We start from the raw sequence: 22,740 nt of genomic DNA, 5'->3' as shown, positions 1-22,740 counted from the left end.
TAGAACTGCAAAGGTACAAAGTTTGAATTCTTTTTTTACCAAAGTTTAAGCCAAAAAAAAGCCATCAACTTTTTGTTGATGGCTTTCCATAATATAAAAATGTTTTTCTAGAAACTGAAGTTCAATCGGGCAAAAACAAAACGACCGTTTTGACCAAATTGTGACACGTTTCTTGAATATACAAATTGATTTGCATTTGATAAATCGATTGTAGCTGGAGCAGCTGTATAATCAATAGCTCCTGATACTAATCTAGGTCTGATTGCAGTTTGCGTTCCAAGATTCATATCTGGATAAATATCAAAAATATTATTAGCTCCAATAACAATTTTTGCAGCACTAGTAATTTTGAAACCAACAGACAAATCAGTAATAATTTTAGCTCCCCAGATTGGGTGCTCAATTTCTACTGCTTGACCATTTACAATAACACCTTCAACTCTTCCATCTCCATTTACGTCAGCAGTATTTGGATCAGTAACTTTACCGAAATAAACGTTTCTCAAGAAGAAATCGAATTTTTTGTAAGTAACTGAGTTGGTTAAATTAGCTTTAACTCTTGGAATTGCTTCTTGTAAGTACACTCTACTTGCTTCAGAATAGTATCTGTTGATTTGACCGGCAGCTTCTAATACTGGTGAAGCGTGAATTTCGCCCACTCTGTAGGTTTTAGAAAAAGTTCCTGATAAATCTGTTTTTAGAGAAATATTATTTCCAAAACTTGTTTTATGGCTTATTACAACATCAATTCCTTTTGATTCTGTGTCAATTGCATTAGCAAAGAAAGTTGCTGCTGTTGCTCCGGCTGTATCAAATAATCCATTCAAAACTGCATTTGGAGATCCAGCTGCAGGAGTTCCACCCGGTCTAGAAAATTGATCAGTAAGAACCACTCTGTCGTCTATTTTTACAATGTAAGCATCAGCAGTCAAGGTTAAATTGGCGTCTGGTATTTTAGCTGTAAAACCAACACTGGCACTTTGAGATTCTTCTTGTTTCAATTTAGGAATTCCTAATAATTGTGCAGCTTGTGAATCATTACTGAAAGTTCCTACCTCAAATGGCACACCACCTACGAATTGTGTAGCGGTTGAATTAAAATAGATTTGGTGTAATGATGGCGCTCTAAATCCAGTTGAAACTGCACCACGTAAATTGATATTATCTGTTAGTTTATAACGAGTCGCCAACTTGAAATTAGTTGTATTTCCGAAATCAGAATAATTCTCAAAACGAACTGCTCCGTTTAATAACCATTTGTCAGTAACGTCTAATTCTAAATCAGTATAAAGAGCCACACTGTTACGGTCTTTATCAATAGCATTTGCTGGTCTGAAACCTGGAAAGACTTGAGCTCCTCCTGGTCTTGCTGCTCCAAAAAAGTCAGTAACTCTGATATTTGCAGCGGTAGTTCCTGTTACTACACCTCCATTAATGTCGTATTGATTGTAAGAATCAGGCTCACCTGCATTGATTTGGAAATTTTCATGACGGTATTCAGCACCAAAAGCAACGTTCAATCCTTTCAGAACATCAAATTTTCTATTCATGTCAAAATTAGTAGTGTTTTGGGCGAAAGCCAATCCACCTGCATCAAATTCAGTTGCTGAATTTTCTCTTAAAGAAGCGTTTACTGTATTTTCAATATTGTAATCAAAAGCATTTTTCCCAAAAGTATTGCTTAAATCAAAATTCCAATTTTCGAATAGCATACCTCTAAGTCCAGCAGCAACTGAGACGTCATTGATTGTAGAATGAATTTCCGGTAAAAAACCGTTTAAATATAATCCTGTGTATGATCTTGCTTGATTCGGTCTTCTGTAAAAACCTGCGGCTTCACCATTTCTGTAACTAGTTCCACCAAAAGCATATGCTTCTAATTTGTCATTTATAGGATAAGCAGCATTCAAAAAGAACTGGGCACTTTGCAAGGAAGATTGTCCCACTCTCATATTAAAATCTTTTCTTTCAAGACCTCTGTAAGCTAATTCACCTGCAGTAGCATCAAAATTTAATGCTGTTTGCATTTGAGAAATACTAGTTGCACCAAGTATTGCAGTTTGCTGTGCACCTGTAAAATAAGATACGCCTGGAGCATACTGTTTTATTGTAGTAAGAATTTGAGCTGTATTTGGAGTATTTGTTATGTTTCCAAACAATGCATTAATATTTGTTCCAGCTTCAGCAGCTCTTTGTTCAACAGCATTGTACCCATTGAATAAAGTTCCGGTTACATCTTTTGCTCTACTTGTAGCATCACGCAATTGGAAACTACCAGTAGCATTAATGAAACTTTTTTCTTTACCAAGACTTGTTCCGTAGTTTAAGTCTAATTGATAGTTACCACCATCGAAACCACCATCATGATCATTAGCACCTTTAGAAAGATTTCCACCTCCAAAAAGGTTTACTTCTAATTTGTTCGTGTTTTTCTTAACATTAATGTTGATTACACCAGCAATAGCATCAGATCCATATTGAGCAGAAGCTCCGTCTCTTAATACTTCAATTTTTTCTATGGCAAAAGCAGGAATAGCATTTAAATCTGTTCCTACAGATCCTCTACCTGGAGATCCGTTAATATTTACTAATGAAGAAGTGTGTCTTCTTTTTCCATTTATTAAAACCAATACTTGATCCGGTCCTAAACCTCTTAATTGTGCAGGGTCAATGTGATCCGTTCCATCAGCAACCGTTTGAGTGTTTGATGTAAACGATGGTGCAACCATGTTCAAAATTTGGTTTAAGTTTACTTGAGCTCCTTGTGAAGCAATTTCTTTCATAGAAATCACATCAATAGGCACAGCAGATTCTGTTACAGTTCGTGCAGGATTACGGGAACCAATCACGACAACATCTTGTAATGTTTCTCCACTTCCCGTTAAAGTAACGTTTAATGTAGTCCCAGTTACAGTTACCGATTTAGTTTCAAGTCCCACATAAGAAAATTGTAAAACATCCCCAATCTCGGCACTAATGGTATAGTTTCCATCGATATCAGTTGTTGTACCTTTTGTAGTTCCTTTTACAAGAATCGTTACACCAGGTAAAGATTCTCCTTTTTCATCAACTACGCGGCCTTTAATAATTTCAGCCATTGCGTTTTGATTTAAAGTCGAGAAAACTTCTCCATTAATTCCTGTTTTGGCAATTCCTTCCTTTTGTAAAATAATTTGATTGCTTACTTCAGTGTAATTAATTTTTAGTGGTTTTAAAATGCGGGTAAGTACGCTTGATAATGCTTCATTATTAGCATAGACACTCACTTTTTGATTCAATTGTGACATTCTCGAATTATACGAAAATTTCACATGTGCCAATTTTTCAAGTTTAGTCAGCGCAGTATCTAAGTTCAAGTCGGTCACGGTAATAGTTACCTTTGTGTCCAGCTTTTTTTGACCTCTGATATTGTTCGCTATTGTTACACTTGAAAAGACAAGGGCTAAAACAAATTGAAATAAGGTTATTTTCATAATTCGAATTAGTAGTCGTTGTTTAAGGACGGTTTTTTTCATAGTTTTGGTCTGTTTTTATTAATATTCGTTAGTTAGGGTATTGGTAGAACACAGCAATTACTCTTTACAGAGAGTGAATTGATTTTATTCAAGGCGTCGGGAATGTTACAGCATTTTCGGCGCTTTTTTATGGTATACTTTAATTCATAGGCGAGTTACTGTTAGTTACATCCATCTGATATAATAATAATTTGGTTGCCATTCATTTCATAACTCGTATTGTTTCCAAGACTTTTACAAATAATTTTTAGTTTCTCAGGCAAAGGCTGATCGCTTAAAGACGTGGTGAGATAGCAGTCTTTTAATTTTGTTTGAGGGAAATCAATTTTTACTAAATACGCCTGCTCAATAGTTTTGAAAATTTGCGCCACAGGAATATCGGTGAATTCGAATCCCAATTGCTCTATATTGCTGGTCGAACGACTCAATGATTCGTCCTGCGTTATATCCGTAATTTTATTGAAACTTAAGTTTTTTCGAACGAATCGTAAGGCTTGATTCGGTAATAAAACAATCAATTCGTCTTTTGTATTTGAGATTAATTCATTAGATCTTACTTTTACTTTTCCAGTTCGAACTACCACTTCTACATTTGGTTGATTAGCGTATGCTTTTATTTTAAAACTGGTTCCAACTACCTTAGTAACGATTTCATTTGCAAATACAAAAAACGGTTTTTTAGGGTCTTTACTGATTTCGAAAAAGCCTTCACCGGAGAGGTATACTTTTCTTTCATTGCCCACAAATATTTTTGGATAACTTAATTTACTGTTGGGTTGTAATAAAACAGAACTACCATCGGATAGGGTTATAATTTGTGGTTTGTCTGAATTATTAGTTTGCTCAACCAGACCTTCTTCATTTTCATTGATCAATTCACTATAACTTAAAGCGGAGTTTTCAGAACTGGTACTTTGATTGTACAACCAGCCGGATAAAAGACTTAAAACCAAAACTGCGGCAACTCCGTTAAACCATTTTTTTCTCAAAAGTTTAAGAACTGGTTTTTCGGTGTCTTTTTTATTTTCTTCTGCTCTTTCAATTTTTTCCCAAGTAGCTTCCAAAGCATGTTGAACGTCATCCGCAGCTAAATTATCAGCAGGGACTTTCATTGCTAACAACCATAATCTGGCTTCTTCAACCAATTTAGCACGACTAGAATTCTCTAAAGTCCATTCTTCCCATTCTTGTTGGTCGTCTTTGAAACACACCCATAATCGGAATGATTCATCAGCTAAAAAGTGTTCTATCTCGGTATAATTATTACGGTGTTGCATCAAAAAAAGGGGTTACAATTATATAGAGGACCATTTCTTTAATTGATACTCACTAAAACGTAAATTTTTTTGAATTTATTTTTTGTAGCTTAAAATGCAAATGAAAACAGCACTAAAATAAGGAAGATATTTCCTTTCCATTCTTTGCGTAAGCTCAACAAAGCGCGGTGTAAAAGGTTGTTTGCTGATTGATAATTAATGTCAAGTGTATCGGCAATTTGGTCTACGGTAAGTTCTTGGGAATAACGAAGATATAAGGCTTCTTTTTGTCGAGAAGGTAAATCATTTATCAGATGATTGAGATGCGAAACTTTAGAAGCTGTCGTTTCATCTGAGATAAGGTTGTGTTCAATGGAGAAATCAAATAAAAATTCAACAGTATCTATAGAAGTACTGAGGCGAAAAATACGATCTCGTTCTTGTGATCTTATAATTCGCTTGCGAACGCACGCCAGTAAATAGGCTTTTACAACCACTTTATCACTCAGTTTGTCTCTGTAAATCCAAATATCTGTAAAAACATCTTGAACACAGTCTTGTACTTTTTCAGGAAAAGGAAGAAATGAATTTCCATAACGCACTAAATGAGAATAATGTCTTTTAAAAAGTATTGAAAAAGCATTTTCATTCCCTTCCTTCAGGCTGTTCCAAAGTGTGGAGTCCTCAAGTATTTCGGTATGTAAGAGTTGCTTTTTCACAATTTGTTTTGAATTAGTTCATTGGTTTTATGCGAAATTTTGATACACGTATTTTTGATATTAAATGCCAAAAAAATAAAATAAAAAAGAATAATAATGGGGTGTTAGTATCTTATTTTAAGCGCTTTTTTGGTTTGAGAATTACGATTTTCAGTTAGCTTTTTGATGCATCGTAAAAGAAATTTCTTTTTAATTATTTAAAGATTTCTTTACCAAATTTACGCAAATTTATGTTAAAATTCATTTTTGTTCTTTAAAATAGGAAGAAATACAACTATTTATAGATAGACGTATTTTTTTTTCGAGAAAATAAATTTTTAGAAGTTTAATTATAGATTTAATAATGGAGGTTTTTTTTAATGCCTTGATTTTAAATAAATAATTTAAGGTAAATAATGTGAAAAAGTATTGGAATATATGGATTATCCCGACTATCAAGAATGATTGTGGGATAGAATACTAAAACGGAATAGGAGTTTTATTCGAACTTCCAGGCTTTTTGTTGTGCTTCACTCAGGAAAGTCCAAGCTACAATTCGGCTTGTTTTTTGGCCTTGAGCCATATCAATCGTTTTAACTTCGACAGCACTAACCTTGTTTAATGTTTTGTAAAGACTGGAAAGATTTTCTTTTTTAGACACTAAAGTCGTGAACCATAAACACTGCATCGGATATTTTGCACTTTCGTAAATCATTTGGGTAACGAAACCTAATTCGCCGCCTTCACACCACAATTCAGCATTATGACCACCAAAATTTAAAACAGGTTTAGTTTCGCTTCTTTCGGCTGCGCCTCGGGTTGTAGTTTTGGTATTTTCTAAATTATTTATTTTGCGAACGGTGCTTTTTGTGGCTTCATCTTGTGAAGCATGAAAAGGAGGATTGCAAATGGTGAATGTAAACTTGTCTTCGGGAGTGATTATGTTTTTAAAAATAAAACGAGATTCCGTTTGTTGTTGTAAACTGATGGCATCAATCAATTTTGGATTGTTTTCAATGATGGCGCTGCAATTTTCAATTGCTTGTAAATCGATATCAGTTCCTACAAAACTCCATCCATACGCTGAATTACCAATTATAGGATAAATGCAATTCGCACCAACACCAATGTCTAAACCTTGAACAGTTTCTCCTTCAGGAATGATTCCGTTGTTGCCAGAAGCTAATAAATCGGCGATATAATGAATATAATCCGCTCTTCCGGGAATGGGAGGGCAAAGATAATTTTTAGGAATATCCCAGTTTTGAATGTCATAATGCGATAATAATAACGCTTTGTTGAGTGATTTTACAGCATCAGGATTACTAAAATCAATAGTCTCGATATTATGCTCGTTGATAGAAACAAAATGCTGCAGTTCAGGAGATTTTTCTATTAATTGCTCAAAATTATATCCAAATCTGTCAAGATTTCTGGGATGTAAATTAGTCTTTTCGGTAATCGTTTTCGGTTTCATTTTCTATATTTCGATGCAAAGATAGGCATAACTATTTTGTAAACGCATAAAGACGACTTTGACCTATTAAACGAATAAAAAATAAATCATAAAATTAGAATATTGCCGCTTTTTTGAGACATAAAAACGGTTACTTTTATAAAAAATACAAATAGTATGACTTTTATGCCCGCTTCATTTAAATTCAAAAAGAGATACATAGCTTACAGTTTTATGTTTTTCTATATCATAATGTGTCAGTCTTGTATGATGATGCGATTTTCGAATAAAGAAACCATCACTTTTTTTACGCCATCAAAAATAGAATTTCAGGATAAAACAATTGCTTTTGAAGGCTATAAAATTCATTATGTAGAAACGGGTAATGCGCAAAATCCGACATTGTTTTTTGTACACGGTTCGCCAGGAAGTTGGAATGCCTTTAAAGAATATCTTAAAGACACTTTATTGTTGAAAAAATACCGAATGATTGCTATTGATCGACCTGGTTTTGGGTACAGTGATTTTGGGGATGCTCAAAATTTAAGTGTACAATCTAAAAGAATTTCGGAGTTTATAAAAAAAATCGATAATAAAAAGCCGCTAATTTTGGTAGGACATTCCGTTGGCGGACCAGTTGTGGCTAAATTAGCTGTAGATAATCCAACTTGGTACAAACGATTAGTAATTCTGGCTGGATCATTGGACCCAAAAGCTGAAAACCCAGAAAAATGGAGAACCGTTATCAAGGTTTCGCCTTTGCGGTATTTGATTCCCGGAGCATTGCGCCCGTCTAATGATGAGTTGTGGTGGCTGAAACAAGATTTAGTAGGCTTAGAGCCAGAACTGAAAAACATTACTAGCGATGTTACCGTTATTCATGGAACTAAAGATGTTTTGGTACCGTACAGTAATGTTGCCTTTATTCAAAAAAAGTTTGTCAATGCAAAATCAATGGATACAATAACGATCGAAAAAGCGAATCATTTTATCCCGTGGAGTCATTATGAAATTGTGAGAAATGCTTTGTTGACTATTCAATAAGTCCTAATCCAGACATTCCATCATCAATAAATCGCCTTCGTCATGTTCTATTGTTACGATGCCGTCCTTGATGACATGATTGCTGCTTCCGGTTCTGTAACCAATGGTCAGACTATCATCTTTCAAAGGATAAAATAAATTATCCGAATGAATTCCAGTAACGTGACCGATGGGAATTAAAGAAATAGGAGTGTTTGCCGTGTACCATTTTTCGAATTTCTTAGGCAATAAAAACACTTTCGAGTGATCGTCCAGAATCACAATTTTCAATAGATTTCTGTATCGTGTGATGTTGGTAAGATTGGTAATGGTATGATCGGCTCTTCGTCCAGTTGCCCAAACCACATTTACTGCGGGAATTTTTCTTTCGATTAAATAGTCAAAAGCTTTTTCTAAATCGGTTTTATTTTGGTCCGGTGTATGAATGATTTCGATTGGAAATTGAGATGTTCTGTAAATTTCAGGATCAAATCCTCTGTCAAAATCGCCTAAAAGCACATCGACTTTTATGTCTAATTCCATAACACGCACCATAGCCGAATCTAATACTACCACAAGTGGCGACCATTCCAGTAATTGACCCAATAGTTCCGGGTTGCAGGAAGCGCCGTTGGCAATGATTAAAGCAGGTTCTTGGTCGTCGCGAACGATATGATGTGAAGACATGAATGGTTAATTATGAATTATGAATTGAAAATTACATGCAAATATACTTATTCGATAGTGTAATTTCTAATATCGACTTCACTAAGGGAAAAATAGCCTAATGGATAATTAGCCGCATCAGTGGTGTTGATGATGTTTCCTCTAACGGTTGCTGGCGGAGATTGAAACGGTCCGCCGCCATTATTACCGGCAATACTTACTAAAACACTCATGTAATTGTAATATGCTTTAGAAATCCCAAAATGGCTTATTTCGATTTTATCGTCTTTTTTTAAATCATCATTTTGCGAGATACTGAAGAATTCGTTTCCGTTAAAAAACTCATCTTGGTCTACATAATAGTTTGATTTTACTTGGTTTGAATACACATATTTGTAGAGGTAATAATTCGATTCACCTGCTGGATCTTGATAAAATGTTTTAATTTCTATATCTGTGCCAGTAAAACCACCTTGGTTGTTTTGAACAATTTTTGTTATGGGCGTAACGGGTTTCAACGTTTCGGTAGCAGTGTAGGTATTGCCATTGCTGATCACTGTCAGTGTATAGGTTTCGTTGATTACCGGTACAAAAGTAGCACAAGTATATTCGCCTGTTTTTTGGATTTCGGAAAAATTGAAAACTACATTAGCGCTGTTTTTAATGGAAACTGTTGCTCCGGAAACTTTTGGAATTTCAGTGCTGTAAAATCCGGTGGTAGTGGTTAGTTTTATTTTCTGTTGGCTTCCTGAAGTTCCTTTTCTCCAATTGATTGCTGCTTCAATAACCAGTTTTGGTGGTGCATTGTCTAAATCTACTTCGACAACATCTTCACAACTCGCCGAAAAAACAGCAATGAAAAGTACCAGATATAGTGTTATTTTTTTCATGATTTTATTTTTTATTTCTTTGCTTTATTGAATTCGAAGCTTAAAATTTGAAATTATAACTCACCGCAGGAACAATACCAAAAATCGAAGTTTTTACAGCTTCATTGCTTCCGGTATCTGAGTTTTGTCTAAAATTGATAGAGGCTGCATTTTTCCGATTGTACAAATTGTAAATGCTAAAAACCCATTCTCCTTTCCATTCTCTGTTTTTGTTTTTTCTTGGAGTCAGAGTAGCGGCAATATCCAGATGATGGTATGCCGGAAGACGATTCTCGTTTCTCAGTCCGTAACTGGGTACATTGATTCCTAAGTATTCATATTGCCCAACGGGATACGTTACCGGTTGTCCGGTTTGCAGGGCGAAATTAGCTCCAAAAGACCATTTTTCATTCCAATTGTAAGAAGTGGTTATGGCAATATTATGCAGTTTGTCATATACTGAATTGTACCATTGACCGTTGTTGATTCCGGTTTCTATTGACGTTCTTCCGGGAGTTTGTTGCTCTGATTTGGATAGCGTATACGAAATCCAGCCGTTAAATTTCCCTTCATTTTTTCGGAACATAATTTCTAAACCATAGGATCTTAATTGACCGTTCAGGATTATTTGTTCAATGGCTTTATTGGCAATCAAATCAGCACCATCAATATAATCCAATCGGTTTTGCACTTCTTTATAATACGTTTCTACTTCAAGTGAATACATATCATTTTCGAAATTTTTAAAGTAGCCCAAAGCCACTTGATCGGCAATTTGTGGTTTGATAAAACTATCGCTTGGCGTCCAGACATCAAGCGGAGTAGGTGATGAGGTATTCGAAATTAGTTGTAAATACTGTACCATTCTGTTGTAGCTTGCTTTTACAGATTGGTCTTCATTGATTTGATACGCCAATGAAAATCGCGGTTCCAAGTAATTATAGCTTTGAATAACTTTATTTCTATTGTAGAACTTGGTGCTAATTGGAGTTGCTTTTTCATAAATCTGTAATTCTGAATTGAAGATTACCGGATTGTCATTTTCATAAATATTCACGGTAGATTGTCCTAAGCGATAAAACATACTATAGCGAAGTCCGTAGGAAAGTGTTATTTTACTGGATATTTCGTGATCGGCATTGATATAAAGTGCCGGTTCAAAAGCATATTTTTTATCCAATTGATCAAAATTTATTCCAGAGTCAGCATCAGATGGCTGAATAGTTCCCGGGTTGAACTCGTAATAAATTCCGTTTATCCCGTAATTCAATTTGAATTTATCCGAAATATAATTCTTGAAATCGTATTTGATATTGTAGTTTTTAATGCCAGAATCCCATTTGAAACCTACAAAATCCAAATCCAGGCCGTAATAATAATCGCTGTAAATTAAAGATAAATTCGAAAATAATCTTTCAGAAAACAAGTGGTTCCAACGAAGGTTTAAAGTCGCATTTCCGTAAATGTTGGTGAAGCTTTTATTCAGGCTGAAAACGTCCCGTCCAAAATAACCGGATAAATACAGGCTGTTGTTAGCATCCAATTTATAACTCAACTTGGTATTCAAATCATAAAAATATGCCGAGTTGTTTTTTTGTTCTTCGGATAATTTCAGGAATAAATGCGCATAGGAACTTCTACCGCCAATAAGGAATGAACCTTTGTCTTTTACCAATGGTCCTTCGGCCAAAATCCTGCTGGAAATCAATCCGATTCCGCCATTGACATGAAATCCTTTGCTGTTGCCGTCTTTTTGATAAATATCCAAAACAGATGAAGCTCTTCCTCCATAACGCGCTGGAATTCCTCCTTTGTATAATTTTAAATCTTTGATGGCATCTGGATTAAAAACAGAGAAAAAACCAAAAACATGCGAAGAGTTGAATATAGTTGCTTCGTCCAATAGAATCAAATTCTGGTCGGCTCCACCACCACGAACATTGAAACCAGAGGCACCTTCGCCAGCATTAGTAACTCCGGGAAGTAATAAAATAGATTTTAAAACATCGACTTCACCCAAAACAACAGGCATTTTCTTGATGGTTGAAATAGAAAGTTTATTAACGCTCATTTCGGGTTTCTTGATGTCTATTTTTGTTTTATTATCGGTAATGATAACTTCTTTCAATGCTGTTTCATTACTGTATAAATTGAAATTGTTTTTTATGTTTTGGTTCAGATTTATTGATTCCTCGATGGTCTGATATCCCAAATAGCTTATTTGTACAGTATATTTTCCTTGAGGAACAGTGATGGAGTAAAATCCATATTCATTGGTGGTTACGCCTGTTTTTAGTTCTGGAATTACAACATTGACACCTATTAAAGTTTCATTGCTGTTGGCATCAATAATAGTTCCGCTTAGCGTAAATTTCTCTTGGGCAAAGAAAAGAACGAGGATAATAATACAACTAAAAAGGTAATAATTTTCTTTGGAGTCATTGTTTAAATTTTATCGAAAGGAAGAAATGCAAATTACATTAAATAGAAATTCAATTGCATTATAACAGATGTTAAGGTATTGCTAATATAAAAAAAAGACGACCGTTTCCAGTCGTCTTTTCAATAGTATTACTTATAAAGCAATTATTAAGCGATTTTTGCCAATATTGTATTGAACGTTTCGCTTGGACGCATTGCTTTGCTTGTTAATTCAGGATTTGGTTGGTAATGACCACCAATGTCTTGTGGTTTCCCTTGTGCTGCAATTAACTCGGCGTTAATTTTGGCTTCATTTGCAGTAAATTCTGCTGCAATAGGAGTAAAGATCGCTTTTAATCCAGCCTCTTTATCTTGTGCTGCCAAAGCCTCTGCCCAATACATTGCTAAGTAAAAATGAGAACCACGGTTGTCAATTCCTCCTAGTTTACGTGCTGGGGATTTATCAGTTGCTAAGAATTTCTCCGTTGCAACATCAAGAGTTTCCGCTAAAACAATTGCTTTAGAATTGTTTAAAGTTTGTCCTAAATGCTCTAATGAAGCACCTAAAGCCAAAAACTCACCAAGAGAATCCCAACGTAAATATCCTTCAGCAGTAAATTGCTCAACGTGTTTTGGAGCTGATCCACCTGCACCAGTTTCAAACAAACCACCACCATTCATTAATGGAACAATTGATAGCATTTTTGCTGATGTTCCCACTTCTAAAATTGGGAATAAGTCTGTTAAATAATCACGTAATACGTTTCCTGTTACAGAAATAGTATCCAGTCCTTTTACGATTCTTTCCAATGTGAAGTTTGTTGCTTCAATAGGATTCAGGATTTGAATGTCTAAACCGGTAGTATCGTGATCTTTTAAATATTTTGTAACTTTTTCAATAAGTTCTCTATCGTGTGCTCTATTATTATCCAACCAAAAAATAGCGGGAGTATTAGATAAACGCGCTCTGTTTACAGCCAATTTAACCCAGTCTTGAATTGGAGCATCTTTTGCCTGACACATTCTGAAAATATCTTTAGCTTCAACAGCTTGTTCCATTAAAACGTTTCCATTCGTGTCTACAACACGCACCACTCCGTCAGCAGTCATTTGGAAAGTTTTGTCATGAGAACCATATTCTTCTGCTTTTTGTGCCATCAAACCTACGTTTGGTACACTTCCCATGGTAGTTGGGTCAAAAGCGCCGTGTTTTTTACAAAAATCAATAGTTGCAGTATAAACACCAGCATAACTTCTGTCTGGTATAATAGCTACGGTATCTTGTTGTTTTCCGTCTTTATTGAACATCTGTCCTGAAGTACGAATCATGGCAGGCATAGAAGCATCCACAATCACATCCGAAGGAACATGAAGATTAGTAATTCCTTTTTCTGAATTTACCATGGCCAATGCTGGTCCGTTTGCTATTGCTTGGTTTAATGCAGCTTCTACTTCAGCCTGCATTGGTTGTCCTGCAATTTTTGCATATACATCACCCAAACCGTTTCTGGTATCAATATTCAATTCATTAAATAAGGCAGCGTATTTTTCGAAAACAGCGGCGAAATATACTTCTACGATTGCTCCAAAAATAATAGGATCAGAAACTTTCATCATAGTAGCTTTCAGGTGAACCGAAAGTAAAACGTTTAATTTTTTTGCTTCTGCAATTGTTTTGGTAATAAACGTTTTTAAAGCGTTCAAGTTCATTACTGAACTATCGATTATTTCACCTGATTTTAGTGGAGTACTCGCTTTTAAGACGGTTGTTGAGCCATCTTTAGCAACGAATTCGATTTTTACATCAGTTGCATCTGCAAGAGTTATTGATTTTTCACTTCCGTAAAAATCACCGCTTTCCATAGAGGCTACGTGTGTTTTTGAGTCAGCAGACCAAGCTCCCATAGAATGTGGGTTTGCTTTAGCGTAGTTTTTTACTGCTTTTGGAGCTCTACGATCAGAGTTTCCTTCGCGTAAAACAGGGTTTACAGCTGAACCTAATATTTTTGAGTATTTAGCTTTGATGGTTGTCTCTGCTTCGTTTTGCGGTTCTTCAGGGAAGTTTGGTAAATTATAACCATGAGATTGTAATTCAGCAATAGCCGCTTTTAATTGAGGAACAGATGCCGATACATTTGGTAATTTTATGATATTAGCTTCTGGGGTTGTAGCTAATTGTCCAAGTTCTAATAAAGCATCTCCTGTTTTTTGATCGTCTGTCAAAAATTCAGGGAAATTTGCTAAAATTCTTCCGGCTAAAGAAATGTCTCTAGTTTCAATTTCAATGTCAGAAGTTGATGTAAATGCTTGTACAATAGGTAAAAATGAATAAGTTGCCAATAAAGGCGCTTCATCAGTAAGTGTGTAAAAAATTTTTGATTTCTGTGTCATTTTTTTATTTTTATAATCGAATCACGGTTAAATGTAGCTTATATAAGGTATTTCACTTAAAATAAGGCGGACAAATATATGAAAATCAGATGTAATAGAAGGTGGATTTTATGTAGAAAAATACGAATTTTAAGATTACTAACTTGTTATTCTTATATTGTTAGTTTTATGGGTTCAATAATCCTAAATTAGGAATTTATAAGGAAAATATTAAACAAAAAAAGTCCCAACAATGTTGGGACTTTTATAATAAAGAGACAGTAAACTATCTTCTTTTATCTTTAATTTTAGCTTTTTTACCAGTAAGTTCTCTGAAGTAGAAAATTCTAGCTCTACGTACAGCACCTTTCTTATTGATTTCAATTTTTTGTAAAGCAGGAAGATTTACTGGGAAGATACGCTCAACTCCAATAGCTCCTGACATTTTACGGATAGTAAAAGTTTCTGTATTAGCAGAACCTCTTCTTTGAATAACAACTCCTTTGAAAAACTGAGTTCTAGTTTTTTCACCCTCTCTAATTTCGTAGTAAACGGTAATAGTGTCTCCAGCTGCAAAAACTGGGAATTCTTTTCTTGTTACGAATTCGTCTTGAACGAATTTCATTAAATCTGCCATGATAATTTTTTTAATTATGGTTTGTATTAAATCAACATTCACGGATCTCGCCAGAGGTTGAACTAATGTGGGCGCAAAAGTAAATAAAAAAGTTTAAAGTTTAAAGTTTTTCTAGTTTAAAGTTTAGAAGTTCTTGAATACCAACTTTAAACCTAAAACTTTAAACAAATTTTTACTCCTCCAGTAAATCAGGTCGTCTGTTCTTTGTATGTTCGTACGCCATATCTTCACGCCATTTATCAATTTTGGCAAAATTCCCACTGGTCAAAACCTCCGGAACTTTCCATCCATTGTAATCAGCTGGTCTTGTATATATAGGTCCTGACAATAATCCATCCTGAAAACTATCGGTCAATGCTGAGGTTTCATCGCTTAAAACACCAGGAATCAATCGGATTAATGCATCCGATAATACCAAAGCTCCTAATTCACCTCCGCTCAATACATAATCACCAATTGATATTTCTTTGGTGATAAAATGATCGCGTACGCGTTGGTCCACACCTTTATAATGTCCGCAAAGGATAATGATATTTTCATACATTGACATCGTATTCGCCATTTTCTGGTTCAGGGTTTCCCCGTCCGGCGACATATAAATGATCTCGTCGTAGGTTCTTTCACTTTTCAAATGGGTAATACAAGCATCAATAGGTTGCACCGTCATGACCATTCCAGCACCACCGCCATAGGGATAATCATCTACACTTTTTTGTCTGTTTGTGGTGTAATCCCGTAAGTTATGAAAATGAACCTCTACTAAACCTTTGTCAATAGCGCGTTTCATGATTGAAGCCTCAAACGGACTTCGCAATAATTCTGGGAGGACGGTAACAATATCGATGCGCATAATTTTGAATCTTAGATTGAAAGGTGCAAAGGTACAAAGTTGCAGAGGTTTTCAAATAACCAAATCAATGATTAAACTTTTTTAGACACTATTTTAGTTTTTTGCTGAGCTAATGATACTTTTAACAGGGATTAATTCTTTAGTGCACTATTTCATACTATGCTTTTTTCAACTACTTTTATGTCTTAAAAATAAACCACTTAATTATGCAAATTTTTTCGAAAATAATTGTTGCTAGTTCCTTGTTTTTAGTCGCTTCTATACAAACTGAAACACTCTATGCACAAAACAAATCTGTTAAGATGACAAATCCTCTTTTACAAAAAAGTACGTTGCAGTATCAAGCACCGACTTTTGATTTAATCAAAGACGAACATTTTAAACCTGCTTTTGAATATGGTTTAAAAATTCATGATCAAGAAATTGAAAAGATTGCAAACAATCCGGCGAAACCAACTTTTCAAAATACAGTATTGGCATTAGAAACCAGTGGTGTGGATTTAGGGAGAGCAACAGGTGTTTTTTATAATTTAACGGGGTCTAATACTAACCCGACATTACAAGCGATTGATGAGGAATACGCTCCAATTTTTTCGGCTCATAATGATAAAATTTATTTGAACAGTAAGCTGTACAATCGTTTTAAGGCATTGAATATTGCAGCTTTAAAAGGAGAGGATAAAAAATTGACACAGTATTATTTGCAACAATTTGAATTAGCCGGAGCAAATTTATCAGCTACGGATAAAGATAAAATGAAAAAAATCAATGAAGAGTTAGCGAGTTTGAGCACGCTCTTTGGTAATAAATTATTGATTGCCCGAAAAAACGGAGCCGTTTTATTTGACAATGTAAATGATTTAGCGGGTTTAAGTGCTGATGAAATCGCTGCTGCAAAAGCAAAAGCTACAGAAGCGGGGCAAGACGGAAAATATTTAATAGGATTGTTAAACACGACACAGCAACCATTATTGCAAAGTCTTACTAATAGAGCCACAAGAGAAAAGATATTCAAGGCATCATGGAATCGTGCCGAAAAAAATGATGATGGTGATACTCGTGAAGTAATAGAACGAATGGCAAGATTGCGTTTGCAAAAAGCAAATTTAATGGGTAAGAAAAGTTTCGCCGAATGGAAATTACAAGATCAAATGGCGCAATCACCAGCACCAGCGATGGATTTATTGGCGAAAATTGCAGGTCCGGCAGTTGTAAAAGCAAAAGTAGAAGCCAAGGAAATTCAAGATTTGATTGATTCACAAAACGGAGGATTTAAATTAGAGCCTTGGGATTGGAACTTTTATTCAGAGCAAGTGCGTAAAGCAAAATATGATTTAGATGAAAGCCAAATAAAACCGTATTTCGAAATTAGTACTGTTTTAGAAAAAGGCGTGTTTTTCGCAGCACAACAAATGTATGGCATCACGTTTAAAGAAAGGAATGATTTGCCGGTCTATCATCCGGATGTAAAAGTGTATGAAGTATATGATAATGACGGAAAATCAATTGCGATATATTATTTAGATTTTTACACCCGAGACAATAAAAACGGTGGTGCTTGGATGAGTAATTTTGTGAATCAGTCGCATTATTTAAAGCAAAAACCAGTTATTGTCAATGTCTATAATTTCTCAAAACCAGCCGGAGGAAATCCATCCTTGATTAGTTTTGATGATGTAACTACACTGTTTCATGAGTTCGGACATACTTTACACGGATTGTTTGCAAACCAGCAGTATGTAACGCTTTCAGGGACATCTGTACCGCGTGATTATGTGGAGTTTCCTTCCCAAATCAATGAGCATGCGGCATTGGATCCTTTGGTTTTAAAAAACTATGCAATACATTATCAAACCAAACAAGCCATTCCTCAGGAGTTAATTGATAAAATTAAAAAAGCCGATACCTTTAATAAAGGATACGTAGTAACGGAGCTTTTAGCAGCGGCAACGCTAGATATGGCTTGGCATAGTGTCGAAAAAGAATCGGATTTCAAACCGACTTTAGTTTTCGAAAAAGAAGCGTTGCAAAAATACGGTTTGTTGGTAAATGAAGTTCCAACAAGATACCACACGCTTTATTTTGCCCACATTTGGGGCGGAGGATATTCAGCAGGATATTATGCGTATACTTGGTCAAAAACATTAGATTATAATGCTTTCGATTGGATGCAGGCCAATGGTGGTATGACAAGAGCCAATTGTGAGCGTTTCAGGAAATACATTTTATCAGTGGGTAATAGTGTCGATTTAAACAAAGCCTTCAAGGATTTTATTGGGCATGACATGCAAATAGAACCGTATTTGAGAAACGCGGGTTTATTAGTGAAATAATAAAATTTTGGTATAAATAATTAAAATGACATTCGTAAGGATGTCATTTTTTTTTAGGATTTATTCTGAATTTAGTTCAGGAGCTATTTCCAGCTTTACACGCTATCTTTCCTTGCTTAAAGAAAGCAAGAAAAGGATGTTGTTTCAATCTGGGCTAGGATGTAGTGGAATTAGGAGATTTAAAGAACCTAATTTGCGTAGCGGAAAAGATTATAATTATCTAAAAAAGTCTAAATAATTTGCAAACTTTCAAATAGTCAAATCAACGAATCTCCCAATTCCCTTTTTAAAATTAATTTCGTAAATTTGCCCTTCAATAAAAATTAAAAAACATGGAAAACGGAATATATGCTAAATTCAACACCTCTAAAGGTGCTATTTTAGTAAAACTAACACACGATTTGACTCCTGGTACAGTGGGGAATTTCGTAGGATTGGCAGAAGGAAATTTAGAAAATAAAGTAAAACCACAAGGGGTTAAATTTTATGACGGATTAAAATTCCACAGAGTAATTCCTGATTTCATGATTCAAGGTGGTTGTCCACAAGGAACAGGAACTGGAGATCCAGGGTATAAATTTGATGATGAGTTTCATCCAAGTTTGAAACACGATCGTCCGGGAGTTTTGGCAATGGCTAATTCAGGGCCTGGAACAAACGGTTCTCAATTCTACATTACACACATCCCAACAGAATGGTTGGATAACAAACATACTGTTTTTGGACACGTGGTAGAAGGTCAAGATATTGTTGATGCTGTTGCTCAAGGGGATGTTTTAGAGTCTTTAGAGATTGTTAGAGTAGGAGAAGAAGCTAAAAATTGGAATGCAATCGAAGCTTTTATCACTTTCAAAGGAGCTCGTAACAAGCGTGATGCAGCTTTAAGAGCAGATGCTGAAGCGGCTATGGAAAAATTGGCTGCTGGTTTTGAAAAAACTGAAAGCGGTTTGCGTTACCAATTCATCCAAAGAGGTGAAGGTAAAAAAGCAGAGAACGGAAAAACAGTTTCTGTACATTATACAGGGCAACTTCCTGACGGAAAAGTTTTTGACAGTTCATATCCTCGTAAAAAACCAATTGAATTTCCATTAGGAAGAGGTAACGTTATTGAAGGTTGGGACGAAGGGATTGCCTTGTTACGCGTAGGTGACAAAGCACGTTTTGTGATTCCGGCTCATTTGGGTTACGGATCTCGTGGTGCTGGAGGAGCAATTCCACCAAATGCTACTTTGATTTTTGACGTAGAGTTAATGGACGTTAAATAGTTTAAACGATTCATATAAAATTAAAAAATCCTGAAACGAAAGTTTTGGGATTTTTTTTGCCGTGTAAAATAGAGTTTTCGATGTCTTTTTACGAATAAATTGGCGTGTTGTTTTTAAGGTTTTTTTTGACTCTTGAAGTATTAAAATTATTTACAATCACTCCTAAAAGTTCAAATTTTAAATAAAATTCAGGAATGACACTTTCTTCCGTGAATTTATTTAATGCGGTTTTGTGTCCTTAAAATCTTTGTTTTTTAAGTTAAGGCTGTTTTATTATTTTTAAAAACCTTAATTTAGTTTTTTAAAATTGTTAAATGTAACACTAAATAAAATCTATGGAACTAACTTGGTCTGAATTTGAAAGAGTAGAAATGCGTGTAGGAACTATTTTGGAAGTTAATGATTTTCCTGAAGCCCGAAAGCCAGCGTATCAATTGACGATTGATTTTGGTTCTGAAATCGGAATCCGAAAAACATCTGCACAAATAACGAAACGTTACCAAAAAGAAGATTTACTCAACAGACAAATGGTTGCCGTAGTCAATTTTCCTAAAAAACAAATCGGAAAATTTATGAGCGAGTGCTTGGTGTTGGGAGCAGTAGGAGATGAAGGGGATGTGATTTTGCTGGCTCCTGATTTTAAAATAGAAAATGGATTGCGAATTGGGTAAACTAGGAATTCGTTTTATTTAGTAACTGTTGCAAAATCAACTGTCCTTCTTCCCAATATTCTAAATTAGATTCAGAATTGATGTGTCCTTTTTGGCCTACGTTGATAAAATCACTGCCCCATTTTTGGGCTAAATATCCGGCTCTTTCGATTGAAATATAAGGGTCGTTTTCGCTGCTGATGACTATCGAAGGGAAATTAAGTTTTGATTTTGGTATAGGAGAAAAGTTCCAAGTTACCTCAGGTGTATGTTCAGCCGAATCAACATCGGCAGGAGCAACGAGCAAAGCGCCTATAATATTCTGATTACTATTGGCGGAAGCCCAATGTACAACCATTGAAACCGCTAGACTATGCGCTACTAAAACAGTTGGAGTGTCTAATTTTTGGATTGTTTTATTGAGATTAGTAAGCCAGTTATTAAGTTGAGGTTCTTCCCAATTATCCTGAATAAGCTTAGTTGAGTTGTCAAATTTTCGCAGCCAATAACTTTGCCAATGATTCTCTCCTGAATCTCCAAGTCCTGTTAGGATCAATAATTTTGGTTCCATATTTTAAAAAAGTTAGGCTATTTCTCTATTGGAAGATTCTCCAGTTGTCCCCATTCTGTCCAAGAACCATCATAGACTGATTTCGGATTTTTACCAATCAATTCGTAGGCAATTAAATCAATACAGGCTGTAACTCCGGAACCGCAAGTGAATATTAGCGGTTTATCGTCAGTTTTTAGGATAGTAACTAATTCTTCTTTTGGTAAAAATTTTCCGTTTTGTAAAAGCTGTGTGTACGGAATATTTATAGAACCGGGAATATGACCGCTTCGTAATCCAGGTCTGGGCTCATCGCCAATTCCTTTGAATCGGTTTTCTGCACGTGCATCAATCAAAATCGCATCTTTGGTTTGTATGTTTTCTAGAATTTGTTCTTTACTTTTTACTAATTCTGGGATAAATTTGGCTTCAAAATCTCCAAGGGCATAGATTGGATTTTTCGGTATTTCTTCAACAGAATAACTTTCTTTTACCCATTCGGGTAACCCGCCATCTAAAACAGCAACATTTTGATGTCCCATTATTTTAAACAGCCACCAAGCTCTTGGACTCGAATAAATACCCAAGTTGTCATAGACTACAATAGTACTGTTCTTATTAATTCCTAGTTTTTTAGCTTCTGTTTCAAACTGCTTGGGACTCGGAAGTGTATTGGGTAATGGGTTGGCAGTATCACTGAAGGTGTTCTTTATGTCAAAAAATCGGGCACCTTTAATTTGGATATTTTCTAAGCCAGTTTTTAAATTGGATTGATTCTCTTTTAAACTGGCATCGAGGATTATTACATTTGGATTTTTAAGATTAGCTTGAAGCCATGCGACACTTATGATTGGTTCTGTCATTTGTTTTAGTGTTTCTTTTCCTTAGTAATTCTTCGGACTTCATTAAGCAATAAAGGAAAAGCGGGTTCTGTCATGTTGTGACCAAATCCGTCTAATTCATATAGTTTCGTGTTTTTGTGTCCAGCAATTTTCATCATGCGCATTAAATAAGCGTTTTCTTCATAACGGCCTAACATTTCTAATTCACGATCTCCGGTTATTAGTAATAAAGGAGGAGCATCTGCGCGAACGTGAAAAAGTGGTGCTAAATCATCTATTACCGGCTGCGTATCTGCAATACCGCGTTCTTTTCGAACTAAAAAATGAGTAATTGCCTGTCCGCTAAGAGGAATAAGACCCGCTATTTTATTGGCATCGATTCCCTGAGTGTTCAGCCATTTTTTATCTAAACCTATCATGCTTGCCAGATATCCACCTGCAGAATGACCGGATACAAAAATCAAAGATTCATCTCCACCAAATGCAGGGATATTTTTAAAAACCCAAGCTACAGCAGCTGCCGCATCCTCAATATATTTTGGGGCACTTACTTTTGGACCCAAGCGATAATTGACTGAAATAACTGCTATTCCCTGGTTTTTTAGTCCTTCAGGAAGTTCTTTGTTTCCACCAGTTAATCCACCGCCATGAAACCAAATCACGGTTGCAAATCCCGGACTATTTTTTGGGTAATATACGTCTAGTACACATCGTTCTTTTATGTATGCATCTGATTTATTGATGGCTTCTGTGTAATAAGGAAGATTGGTTTGTGTTGTATATTCTAGTTTTTGAGCTGATATAGTAAACCCGAAAAAGAACAGCAATACAAAAAGAGAAACGTTTTTCATTTGGCATCATTTATTTTTTAAATGTACAAAAAAAGTCCAAAAATCAAATGACTTTTGGACTTTTTACTTTTGTAAGTAGGGAACTAAAAATTAAATATCATCAAATTCAATATCAGTGAACGTTGATGTTTGTGGTATAATTTCATCATCTGATTTCTCAGATGCATATTCTTTTTTGAAATCTTTTTGGTGTCTTTCTGAAATTACTTCTTCGCCTTTGTGGTTCAAAACATAAGAAGTCATTTCGCCAAGAATCTCTGCAAAAGCAGCAAAATCTTCTTTGTATAAATAGATTTTATGTTTTTTGAAATGGAATGATCCATCTTCTTCAGTGAATTTTTTGCTTTCGGTAATGGTAATGTAATAATCATCTGCTTTTGTCGCTCTCACATCAAAGAAATAAGTTCTTCTTCCAGCTCTTAAAACTTTAGAAAATATCTCTTCTTTTTCTAACATGTCATGTTCTCTCATAATCCTTTCTATCAATT

The 22,740-nt window shown here is 35.2% G+C and carries 18 protein-coding genes; 4 read left to right on the top strand and 14 right to left on the bottom strand.

Annotated elements, in window-relative coordinates; translation table 11 throughout:
* Positions 1-107: 107 nt before the first annotated feature.
* From Q1W72_RS03735 to rlmF, 4 genes are all read right to left on the bottom strand, one after another.
* Entirely contained in the window at positions 108-3,098 is a 2,991-nt protein-coding gene (locus Q1W72_RS03735; RefSeq protein WP_302137918.1) for a TonB-dependent receptor, read from the bottom strand.
* A 578-nt stretch (positions 3,099-3,676) separates the two neighbouring features.
* Positions 3,677-4,792, bottom strand: a complete 1,116-nt coding sequence (locus tag Q1W72_RS03730; RefSeq protein ID WP_302137419.1) for a FecR family protein — start codon at positions 4,790-4,792, stop codon at positions 3,677-3,679.
* Positions 4,793-4,881: 89 nt separating this feature from the next.
* Complete coding sequence (locus Q1W72_RS03725; RefSeq protein ID WP_302137418.1) at positions 4,882-5,490, bottom strand: RNA polymerase sigma factor; 609 nt, start codon at positions 5,488-5,490, stop codon at positions 4,882-4,884.
* Positions 5,491-5,968: 478 nt separating this feature from the next.
* The gene (rlmF, locus tag Q1W72_RS03720; protein WP_302137417.1) at positions 5,969-6,946 is read right to left on the bottom strand and encodes a 23S rRNA (adenine(1618)-N(6))-methyltransferase RlmF; all 978 of its coding nucleotides are present in this window, start codon (positions 6,944-6,946) and stop codon (positions 5,969-5,971) included.
* Between the two features lie 156 nt (positions 6,947-7,102).
* Here rlmF and Q1W72_RS03715 point away from each other — a divergent pair, with 156 nt between their 5' ends.
* Positions 7,103-7,969, top strand: a complete 867-nt coding sequence (locus Q1W72_RS03715) for an alpha/beta fold hydrolase (protein ID WP_302137416.1) — start codon at positions 7,103-7,105, stop codon at positions 7,967-7,969.
* A gap of 3 nt (positions 7,970-7,972) precedes the next feature.
* On the opposite strand, the gene Q1W72_RS03710 is transcribed toward Q1W72_RS03715, so the two are convergent.
* The 6 genes from Q1W72_RS03710 to trmD all read right to left on the bottom strand — a co-directional run bounded on the left by Q1W72_RS03710 (position 7,973) and on the right by trmD (position 15,761).
* Positions 7,973-8,635 (bottom strand): thiamine diphosphokinase, encoded by a 663-nt coding sequence (locus tag Q1W72_RS03710; RefSeq protein ID WP_099715986.1) that lies wholly within the window; start codon positions 8,633-8,635, stop codon positions 7,973-7,975.
* Between the two features lie 47 nt (positions 8,636-8,682).
* Positions 8,683-9,504, bottom strand: a complete 822-nt coding sequence (locus Q1W72_RS03705; protein ID WP_302137415.1) for a DUF4249 domain-containing protein — start codon at positions 9,502-9,504, stop codon at positions 8,683-8,685.
* Positions 9,505-9,544: 40 nt separating this feature from the next.
* Positions 9,545-11,890: a TonB-dependent receptor gene (locus tag Q1W72_RS03700; protein WP_302137917.1), complete on the bottom strand. Its 2,346-nt coding sequence runs from the start codon at positions 11,888-11,890 to the stop codon at positions 9,545-9,547.
* A gap of 182 nt (positions 11,891-12,072) precedes the next feature.
* Positions 12,073-14,295 carry an NADP-dependent isocitrate dehydrogenase gene (locus Q1W72_RS03695; RefSeq protein ID WP_302137414.1) on the bottom strand — a complete coding sequence of 741 codons (2,223 nt, stop codon included), beginning with the start codon at positions 14,293-14,295 and terminating at the stop codon, positions 12,073-12,075.
* 265 nt (positions 14,296-14,560) lie between these two features.
* Complete coding sequence (rplS, locus tag Q1W72_RS03690) at positions 14,561-14,911, bottom strand: 50S ribosomal protein L19 (protein WP_073354306.1); 351 nt, start codon at positions 14,909-14,911, stop codon at positions 14,561-14,563.
* A 172-nt stretch (positions 14,912-15,083) separates the two neighbouring features.
* Entirely contained in the window at positions 15,084-15,761 is a 678-nt protein-coding gene (trmD, locus tag Q1W72_RS03685) for a tRNA (guanosine(37)-N1)-methyltransferase TrmD (RefSeq protein WP_074723946.1), read from the bottom strand.
* A 206-nt stretch (positions 15,762-15,967) separates the two neighbouring features.
* On the opposite strand from trmD, the gene Q1W72_RS03680 reads away from it, so the two are divergent.
* The 3 genes from Q1W72_RS03680 (at position 15,968) to Q1W72_RS03670 (ending at position 20,030) form a co-directional block, all read left to right on the top strand.
* Entirely contained in the window at positions 15,968-18,094 is a 2,127-nt protein-coding gene (locus Q1W72_RS03680; protein WP_302137413.1) for a M3 family metallopeptidase, read from the top strand.
* A 332-nt stretch (positions 18,095-18,426) separates the two neighbouring features.
* Complete coding sequence (locus Q1W72_RS03675; protein WP_302137412.1) at positions 18,427-19,359, top strand: peptidylprolyl isomerase; 933 nt, start codon at positions 18,427-18,429, stop codon at positions 19,357-19,359.
* A gap of 335 nt (positions 19,360-19,694) precedes the next feature.
* Positions 19,695-20,030 carry a tRNA-binding protein gene (locus Q1W72_RS03670; protein ID WP_099715980.1) on the top strand — a complete coding sequence of 112 codons (336 nt, stop codon included), beginning with the start codon at positions 19,695-19,697 and terminating at the stop codon, positions 20,028-20,030.
* Position 20,031: 1 nt separating this feature from the next.
* On the opposite strand, the gene Q1W72_RS03665 is transcribed toward Q1W72_RS03670, so the two are convergent.
* From Q1W72_RS03665 to Q1W72_RS03650, 4 genes are all read right to left on the bottom strand, one after another.
* Positions 20,032-20,580, bottom strand: a complete 549-nt coding sequence (locus tag Q1W72_RS03665) for an alpha/beta hydrolase (protein WP_302137411.1) — start codon at positions 20,578-20,580, stop codon at positions 20,032-20,034.
* Between the two features lie 17 nt (positions 20,581-20,597).
* Complete coding sequence (locus Q1W72_RS03660) at positions 20,598-21,422, bottom strand: sulfurtransferase (protein WP_302137410.1); 825 nt, start codon at positions 21,420-21,422, stop codon at positions 20,598-20,600.
* A 5-nt stretch (positions 21,423-21,427) separates the two neighbouring features.
* Positions 21,428-22,252 (bottom strand): alpha/beta hydrolase, encoded by an 825-nt coding sequence (locus Q1W72_RS03655; protein ID WP_302137409.1) that lies wholly within the window; start codon positions 22,250-22,252, stop codon positions 21,428-21,430.
* A 90-nt stretch (positions 22,253-22,342) separates the two neighbouring features.
* On the bottom strand, positions 22,343-22,723 hold the full coding sequence (locus tag Q1W72_RS03650) for a PUR family DNA/RNA-binding protein (protein WP_099715976.1): 381 nt from the start codon (positions 22,721-22,723) through the stop codon (positions 22,343-22,345).
* Positions 22,724-22,740: the final 17 nt, after the last annotated feature.

This window comes from Flavobacterium sp. ZE23DGlu08 (assembly GCF_030505335.1).
GTDB lineage: Bacteria > Bacteroidota > Bacteroidia > Flavobacteriales > Flavobacteriaceae > Flavobacterium > Flavobacterium algoritolerans.
The sequence above is the reverse complement of the archived record's forward strand: the minus strand, read 5'-3'. Positions and strand labels throughout refer to the sequence as shown.

Bases quoted from the DNA above. Each gene is read 5' to 3' on its own strand.
- rlmF (WP_302137417.1), bottom strand. From the start codon at position 6,946: ATGAAACCGAAAACGATTACCGAAAAGACTAATTTACATCCCAGAAAT.
- Q1W72_RS03660 (WP_302137410.1), bottom strand. From the start codon at position 21,422: ATGACAGAACCAATCATAAGTGTCGCATGGCTTCAAGCTAATCTTAAA.
- Q1W72_RS03650 (WP_099715976.1), bottom strand. From the start codon at position 22,723: ATGAGAGAACATGACATGTTAGAAAAAGAAGAGATATTTTCTAAAGTT.
- Q1W72_RS03735 (WP_302137918.1), bottom strand. From the start codon at position 3,098: ATGGCTGAAATTATTAAAGGCCGCGTAGTTGATGAAAAAGGAGAATCT.
- Q1W72_RS03655 (WP_302137409.1), bottom strand. From the start codon at position 22,252: ATGAAAAACGTTTCTCTTTTTGTATTGCTGTTCTTTTTCGGGTTTACT.
- Q1W72_RS03715 (WP_302137416.1), top strand. From the start codon at position 7,103: ATGACTTTTATGCCCGCTTCATTTAAATTCAAAAAGAGATACATAGCT.
- Q1W72_RS03695 (WP_302137414.1), bottom strand. From the start codon at position 14,295: ATGACACAGAAATCAAAAATTTTTTACACACTTACTGATGAAGCGCCT.
- Q1W72_RS03705 (WP_302137415.1), bottom strand. From the start codon at position 9,504: ATGAAAAAAATAACACTATATCTGGTACTTTTCATTGCTGTTTTTTCG.
- Q1W72_RS03730 (WP_302137419.1), bottom strand. From the start codon at position 4,792: ATGCAACACCGTAATAATTATACCGAGATAGAACACTTTTTAGCTGAT.
- Q1W72_RS03670 (WP_099715980.1), top strand. From the start codon at position 19,695: ATGGAACTAACTTGGTCTGAATTTGAAAGAGTAGAAATGCGTGTAGGA.
- Q1W72_RS03710 (WP_099715986.1), bottom strand. From the start codon at position 8,635: ATGTCTTCACATCATATCGTTCGCGACGACCAAGAACCTGCTTTAATC.
- rplS (WP_073354306.1), bottom strand. From the start codon at position 14,911: ATGGCAGATTTAATGAAATTCGTTCAAGACGAATTCGTAACAAGAAAA.
- trmD (WP_074723946.1), bottom strand. From the start codon at position 15,761: ATGCGCATCGATATTGTTACCGTCCTCCCAGAATTATTGCGAAGTCCG.
- Q1W72_RS03680 (WP_302137413.1), top strand. From the start codon at position 15,968: ATGCAAATTTTTTCGAAAATAATTGTTGCTAGTTCCTTGTTTTTAGTC.
- Q1W72_RS03665 (WP_302137411.1), bottom strand. From the start codon at position 20,580: ATGGAACCAAAATTATTGATCCTAACAGGACTTGGAGATTCAGGAGAG.
- Q1W72_RS03675 (WP_302137412.1), top strand. From the start codon at position 18,427: ATGGAAAACGGAATATATGCTAAATTCAACACCTCTAAAGGTGCTATT.